Source organism: Colwellia sp. BRX10-9 (genome assembly GCF_014077405.1).
In the GTDB taxonomy this organism is placed as follows: Bacteria; Pseudomonadota; Gammaproteobacteria; order Enterobacterales; family Alteromonadaceae; genus Colwellia_A.
On the sequence record NZ_JACGVV010000032.1, the window covers coordinates 41,532 to 48,444 of the forward strand.

The window sequence follows — 6,913 nt, forward strand, 5'->3', positions numbered from 1 at the left end:
ATTAAGCGGCTAAAAATTGTTGGCTAAAATAAGCGACGAAGGAGCAAATAGCCAACTGTTATTTGTCCTTTTAAGTGACTTGTTAGCATACTGGGTACACCTGTCGTTTAAATTTTCTTTGACAGCCAATGCATGACATTTAGAAGAAACTGTTCATTTTGTTCCGCACCATCTGAGACTAAACCATATTTTTTACCCGTTGAAACCGTAACTTGCGATGAGAACGTCATCCCCTCAGAAAACACTGCAACTCGACCTTCTCCAACTTCCAAAACTGCTCCTTGATACCAGCCATTCATTGATACTCTTGGAGTTTTGCCATTTACTTGAAAAGGTATCTCGGGCACAACAGATGTGGCTCCTTTACCTAGAGTTAAAAGGGGCTGTGCACTTTCAGGTATTTGAAAAGCGGAACCACCAAATGTTTTAACTTGAGTGATATCTTGGGTTATTGAATGTTCTATAAGGGATTTATTATCTAAGCGAAATAAGGCGTCACGGACATGACCATTACTAAACTCAAAACCAAAAGCAGATGATAGTTTTTCTATAACTTTTGGAAAAGGTGTGTGATCGGCAACTAGAAAAAGAGAACCACCTTGTGATACCCATTGTTTAACGGCTTCAACTTCTCCTTTGTCAAATGCATCTCCGAATGGAGGGTTCCAGTCCTGTCTATTTTTATCTAGTGCATTTGCGACTACCAATATATCCGCTTGTTTTAAATAAGTTAAAGTGAACTTTTCTTTACTAGATTTCACAGTATAACCATCACTAGACAGAACTTGAGAAAAAGGCTTGTATCTGCCCTTTTTTGTAAGGAAGTTATTATGAGCTTCATCAATAAGAACAACAGGGCTATTTAATTTAGAAAAGGTACTATTGATATTTTTGGGGACGAAATCAGGATCTGGTTGTTGATCACTATCAGAACAAGACGACACTCCAACTAAAAGGAGTCCTAAAAGAATAGTTTTACAAATTGATTTCATTTAAATGTTCCATATTGATTACCACGATTCTAATTAAAGTATGCTAACGCCGTTTTAAGCGGCGAGAAACAGTTTGCTAAAATGTGAAACGAAGTGGAACCGAGCAAACAGTTACGAGTCCGACTTGAAAACCCTTGTTAGCTTATGTCAACACAGAGCCTATTTCATTTGTCTTTTGACTTTATCTACAACTATTTCCACTGCACTTATTACCTCTGTAGGTTTTTCAAATTGTATGTAGTGCGATGTGTTATGAAATAACTTCAAATTGCTATTTGATGACCATGATGCTTGGTCATTAAACATAAAACGATCCTGCTCCATAACTGCCGGAATAATATCACGATTTAAACCCGCATTGGCAAGTTGTTGATCAGACATTTCTGTGTAGTTAACAATATTACCTAGAACAAACATAGGTCTTTCGCCAAAGTCTCTTAACGGACTAACTTGCTTTAATCCAATTGAATAATTAGAAATTTCCTGAGTTAAAATATAATCAGATGACGGTGTGAAAGCTTTCACAGCCTCTGAGTGATCCTTTGACTGGTTTGGAAAATAATAACTAGTCTGATTATTTATAATGCGAGATAAACCTGTTAAATCCATAATTGGCTTGAATGCTTTAGAAATTGAATTATTTAAAGATAAAGTTAATGGCATTTCAATATCTTGAACTAAATCCATTTGTTCTGGGTGAGGTGAATCTATAAACACAATACCTGCAACTTTTTCACTAAAAAGCTCAGTAAATTTTGTAATATATGGACCGCCAAATGAATGGCCGACCATGATATATGGAGGTTTCTCGTTAGATATAACAAGCGCTTTATTTAAATCACTTGCTATATCTTGCATCAAGTTATTTGTATGAGGTCGAGGATCACTCCACATAATACCAGCACGATCGTAGGCGCATGTTCTCGTTGTTTGAGCTAATTGGTCATGGACTGCAGACCAACTTAATGAGCCCAAAGTATCCAGACCTGATTCAAGAATGACAATAGGGGTTCCTTCTCCTCGGCAGTCAATGTGTAAAAAGCGAGAACCTATATCAACCAAAGAACCTTTAGCTGTATATTTTACTAAAGCATTATCTCGGGAAATTTGTTCATAAACTATACCCGCACTAAGAAGTAACAGTATGAATACACATAAACTTAAGATTATTTTCTTATTTGGTAACAACGGTAAACACCTGAACTTAATTTAGTAAGCTAACGCCCCATTAAGAGGCTTTTAATTGTTGGTTAAAATGTGGAGCGAAGCGGAACCTAACCAACTGTTAAAAGTCCTGCTTGAATGGCTTATAGTTTTTTACTCGATGATTTTGAATTCACTAATTTCGTAAAAGCACTCATCATCCATTATGTCTTTATTCCAATCAATTTCAATGACTTCTGGAAATCCATATTTAGGGTGATATTTAATGTCCATGCTTGCAGCTTCAAATAACCCTTTATTTGCAGCTATAAAAAGATCATTTATTACTAAATTGTGTTCGTGTTCACCTAGTTTTTCAAAAAGTGCTACGTCATTTACAACAAGAACTTTTGAACCTGCTACATACATACAACCTTCTTGGGCAACATAGCTATACCTTTCAGGCTCATTTTGTTGCCAAATATCTAATTGTCTTTGTATTTTTTCGTTTGTTTGAGAGCTTACGGATTGATAACCAACACCCCAAAAACTAAATATAAAAACTATTATAGTTCCTAATACAAAGAATACTGAATATGGATTGCGACTATCGAATATTTGCATAAAACTCTAACGCCCCATTAAGCGGCAAAAAATTGTTGGTTAAAATGTTGAACGGAGTGAAAACAACCAACTGTTTTTTGTCCGTTTGAATGCCTTGTTAGCGAGGCCGAATTCATATACTAAGTGCGACACCCAAGTTAATAAAAACGATGAACTGCGATATCCTTAGTTTTTTGCTCCCGCCAAGAAGTAAAACACTATGAAATACAAGCAGCTCACCGAGGGTGATAGATATACTTTAGCCGCCTTAAAAAGGCAAGGCTTAAGCTTTACTAATATTGCAAAAGCAATGAATAGAGACAGAAGTACTATTTATCGAGAGGTAAATCGTAATAGTTGTTGGATTATTGATGACTCATATAGACCAAGTAAAGCACAGCGACGGACAAAAGCTCGGCGTAGTCGCTCTAGACGAAATCAGCACTTTACTCAGAAAGATTACGCCATTGTTCGGCGGTTATTGCATAAACAATGGAGCCCTGAGCAAATAACGGGGCACCTCAAGCAGCAAGGTCTTCGCTGCTTCAGTCATGAAACTATTTATCGTTATATTTGGCGAGATAAGAAAAGTGGCGGTAAGCTATGGAAGCAATTGCGATGTGCTAATAAGCAAAGACGTAAACGCTACAAGGCTTACGACAGCCGCGGAAGGCTTGCCGGTAAACGAAATATAGCTGACCGGCCAGCGGAAGTTGAAACACGAAAAACACAAGGTCACTGGGAAATAGATACTGTGATGGGAAAAGGCTCTAAGCACTGTATTGTGACTTTAGTTGAGCGTAAAACGGGTTACACATTGATAGGTCAATTAAATGATAGAACGACTAAATCAACGAACACGAGAACGATTAAACTCATGAATAAAATGCCTAAGCAATTTAAGACAATTACTTCTGATAACGGCACCGAGTTCCATCAATATAAGAAAGTAGAAGAAGCTACTCATTGCCCTTATTATTTTGCTAACCCACATCACTCCTGGGAGCGTGGAACGAACGAAAATACTAACGGTTTAATCAGACAATATTTGGTTAAAGGAACATCAATGAAGGGCTTAACTCAACAACGATGTAATGCCATCGCAGCTAAATTAAATACAAGACCAAGAAAGAGATTGGGATATAAAACACCAGAGGAATGCTTTTATGAATAATCACTTTTGTCGCACTTCAAACTTGAAACTAAGTTTCTACTGCTTATCAGCCTGAATTATAACAACTTCTGGTTTCGAATTTACTAGTGAATGAGGTCCGCTAAAATAATTATCTGCTCGCAATAATATAACACCATCCATGAATTCGACTTTCTCCCCACCAATATAAACAGAAAAAAATATGCTCGATACGTTATTACAGCTTACTTTAAAAGTAAAAGCAGAATTATTAGAAACACTAAAACTTTTTACAATTTTTTCTGATGAATCCGAATACTTAATTTCATTTAAAATTGGAAGTTCTGCATATAAAGAATCTTTGAAACCCATATTAGTTCGGTTAATTTCAGAATAATTAACATTAATATAATCTGAGCAATGATTAGTTGCGTAGCTACTTAAAGAGAAAAATATTAACGCAAATACGAAAAATAGTTGCACAAGTTTATCCTTGAAACCTAACGCCCTGTTAACAGGCAAAAAATTGTTGGCTAAAATGTTGAGGAACGAAAACAGCCAACTGTTTTTTGTCCTTGTTTAACAGCTTGTTAGGTAAGCTTTACACCGCAACTTTTGCATTCATCGACAGCCCAACCATTACCAGCAATACTGTCACATTTTGGACAAAGAGAATTCCGATATGCCAACACGATAAAAACCAAACCTAAAGCTTTTAAAATAAGATCAAAGTAATCCATTCGCATAGGGATAAAACTAAAAGTTAAGTCATAATAACTGATTGCTAAAGCTGGTATCCAAAACATCAAAGCTAACACAGTATTGATAATTCTTTTTTTACTCTGAACTCTAAATTTTTCTACAATATCCATTTGCTTACCTAACGCCCTATTAAGCGGCGATAAATTGTTGGCTATAATGCGAGGAACGAAGCTAGCCAACTGTTTAGCGTCCGTCTTGAATAGCTTGTTATGTGTTTTTTAGAGTAAGACTGTAATTCTCAGCTTATTGTAAATTTGCCGTAATTCAAATTCACCAACTAAATAAACATCAATATAAGCATGACTATCTACATTATATTTTATGATTAAGTTCTCATCATTGTCATGTCGATCTTGAGAAAAGTACACATTAGTAATTGCACTAACTTTAATTTTTTCCATGTCCAAAGAACTGAGTGACTTAGGAAAACTAATATAGTCTTCAGTAAGTTCAATAAAGCGATCAGTACCTTTTATTTTATTATAAATTTTTATAAATGGCTTAACCGCTAAAAGAGGGCTAAGCATCAAAAAAGTTAACAATACTGAAAATAAATAGAATATCGGTTTATCGGTAATATTTTCAAGTTCTAGGACAAACTTAATAAACACAAAATCGAATACGTAAAAAAGAATACCAGAAAATATTACGCAACCAATAGCATAAAATATAAAATCACCTGCTTTAGCGGTACACCTAATTCGTTTCATACACCTAAACACATAACGCCTTACTAAGCGGCGCGAAATAGTTGGCTAAAATGTACGAGGAACGAGTGCTAGCCAACTGTTTAGCGTCCGTTTGAGTAACTTGTTAGCTACCAATTGCCTGCATAATAGCAGCTACATTTATAAACAAAACCATAATCATTGCTACATTTACAAAAACTAAAACACCCCAATGGCGAACAAAAGACAATAACGACAGCACATAATTAAACCATGCCTGCGAAGTAAATTGAACAATTAGAGGGCTTGATGGAATCCAAGGTTTTCTAGGAAAATGCTGAGCTGACACAAAACCAGCAAAACAAATTAAAATTAAAGAGCCAAAAATTGGAGCTAAGATATTGGCGATATACTCACCCAGCAGCGTTGATATGATAGCAATGATAAGGAATGCACCAAAGAAAAGTAAAAAGAACTTTGGGACTGAAATAGATTCAAAAAAATTAAATTTTTGAGCTAAATATTTTGGGATAAACTCCACAACACTTCCTTGGTAGCTAACGCCCATTTAAGGGGCAAAATATAGTTGGCTAAAATAAGTGAACGGAGTGAACAAAACAGCCAACTGTATTTTGTCCCTCTTGAAATTCTTGTTAGGTGTTTTTGAACCAATGACTTGGATATTCACCAAATAAAGTATATTTTTTACCTTGCTCAGTCGTAATTTCACCTTTACTGATTAAGTATGCCGACGTAAGGCCTACAACAATTAATACTGTAGGAATTATTGAAACGATATAAATAATTGGCAGTAAAATTAGAGCTAAGAAACTGTAATCTTTGCCTAATGGTACTGATGTATCAATACCTAACAATGAGGTTAAACTAAAGACTCCATAAAACATTAAGCCCAATGCTAGAAGTACAACAAGTAAACCGATTCTAGAAGTAAACTTGTAATACTCTTCTTTCAATTGATATGAAGATAGAGCATTTTTCCAAAGCCTTTTTAGATATCCCATGCCTGATAAACACCTAACGCCCCATTAAGCGGCAAAAAATTGTTGGCTAAAATGTTGAACGAAGTGAAAACAGCCAACTGTTTTTTGTCCGTCTTGAATTGCTTGTTAGGGATATTACTCCAACAAAGCTTCTTTAGTTTCAATAAGTAAGCGAGCTACTTCAAGTGCTTTTTTACTATTTGCTGACATTCCCATTGAGCCTGATTCCACTTTAATTAAATAAGCTGAAACCTCATGATCTTTTGAATCGTTGATTAGCAATTTAAAAACTTTAGGTAGATAGGATTGATATTCGTCACGAGCCATCGGTATGTCGCAAACACCAATTGGATCCCAAAGATAAAATAGGATTTCATCAACTCGACGATACAATCCTTTTTCCGAAGTGCTGAGTTGATTATTCATATATCCCTAACGCCCCATTAAGAGGCAAATGATAGTTGGCTAAAATAAGCGACGAAGGAGTAAATAGCCAGCTGTTATTTGTCCTGCTTGAATGGCTTATAGTTGGACCAATCCATTTATCAATCGATTAGTTTACTATATTTGATAAGTGGAATATGCCTCTGTTGGTTACGAATATTGAACGGC

At 35.6% G+C, this 6,913-nt stretch carries 10 protein-coding genes; 1 reads left to right on the forward strand and 9 read right to left on the reverse strand.

Going from position 1 to position 6,913, the window contains the following annotated elements:
• Window positions 1-107: 107 nt before the first annotated feature.
• From H4J69_RS16015 to H4J69_RS16025, 3 genes are all read right to left on the reverse strand, one after another.
• Window positions 108-992: a DUF4350 domain-containing protein gene (locus tag H4J69_RS16015; protein WP_182244790.1), complete on the reverse strand. Its 885-nt coding sequence runs from the start codon at window positions 990-992 to the stop codon at window positions 108-110.
• A gap of 159 nt (window positions 993-1,151) precedes the next feature.
• Window positions 1,152-2,180, reverse strand: coding sequence for an alpha/beta hydrolase (locus tag H4J69_RS16020; RefSeq protein WP_182244791.1), 1,029 nt, complete (start codon window positions 2,178-2,180; stop codon window positions 1,152-1,154).
• 129 nt (window positions 2,181-2,309) lie between these two features.
• The gene (locus H4J69_RS16025) at window positions 2,310-2,759 is read right to left on the reverse strand and encodes a DUF6174 domain-containing protein (RefSeq protein ID WP_182244792.1); all 450 of its coding nucleotides are present in this window, start codon (window positions 2,757-2,759) and stop codon (window positions 2,310-2,312) included.
• A 199-nt stretch (window positions 2,760-2,958) separates the two neighbouring features.
• Here H4J69_RS16025 and H4J69_RS16030 point away from each other — a divergent pair, with 199 nt between their 5' ends.
• Complete coding sequence (locus H4J69_RS16030; RefSeq protein WP_182244793.1) at window positions 2,959-3,912, forward strand: IS30 family transposase; 954 nt, start codon at window positions 2,959-2,961, stop codon at window positions 3,910-3,912.
• A gap of 36 nt (window positions 3,913-3,948) precedes the next feature.
• Here H4J69_RS16030 and H4J69_RS16035 read toward each other — a convergent pair whose 3' ends face one another.
• From H4J69_RS16035 to H4J69_RS16060, 6 genes are all read right to left on the reverse strand, one after another.
• Window positions 3,949-4,353 (reverse strand): hypothetical protein, encoded by a 405-nt coding sequence (locus tag H4J69_RS16035; protein ID WP_182251985.1) that lies wholly within the window; start codon window positions 4,351-4,353, stop codon window positions 3,949-3,951.
• Between the two features lie 107 nt (window positions 4,354-4,460).
• Complete coding sequence (locus H4J69_RS16040) at window positions 4,461-4,742, reverse strand: hypothetical protein (RefSeq protein ID WP_182172826.1); 282 nt, start codon at window positions 4,740-4,742, stop codon at window positions 4,461-4,463.
• 108 nt (window positions 4,743-4,850) lie between these two features.
• Window positions 4,851-5,342 (reverse strand): hypothetical protein, encoded by a 492-nt coding sequence (locus H4J69_RS16045; RefSeq protein WP_182245186.1) that lies wholly within the window; start codon window positions 5,340-5,342, stop codon window positions 4,851-4,853.
• Between the two features lie 103 nt (window positions 5,343-5,445).
• Complete coding sequence (locus tag H4J69_RS16050; RefSeq protein WP_182231131.1) at window positions 5,446-5,841, reverse strand: hypothetical protein; 396 nt, start codon at window positions 5,839-5,841, stop codon at window positions 5,446-5,448.
• A gap of 112 nt (window positions 5,842-5,953) precedes the next feature.
• Window positions 5,954-6,322 carry a hypothetical protein gene (locus H4J69_RS16055; RefSeq protein WP_182245185.1) on the reverse strand — a complete coding sequence of 123 codons (369 nt, stop codon included), beginning with the start codon at window positions 6,320-6,322 and terminating at the stop codon, window positions 5,954-5,956.
• 114 nt (window positions 6,323-6,436) lie between these two features.
• On the reverse strand, window positions 6,437-6,727 hold the full coding sequence (locus tag H4J69_RS16060) for a hypothetical protein (protein WP_182245184.1): 291 nt from the start codon (window positions 6,725-6,727) through the stop codon (window positions 6,437-6,439).
• Between the last annotated feature and the right edge of the window lie 186 nt (window positions 6,728-6,913).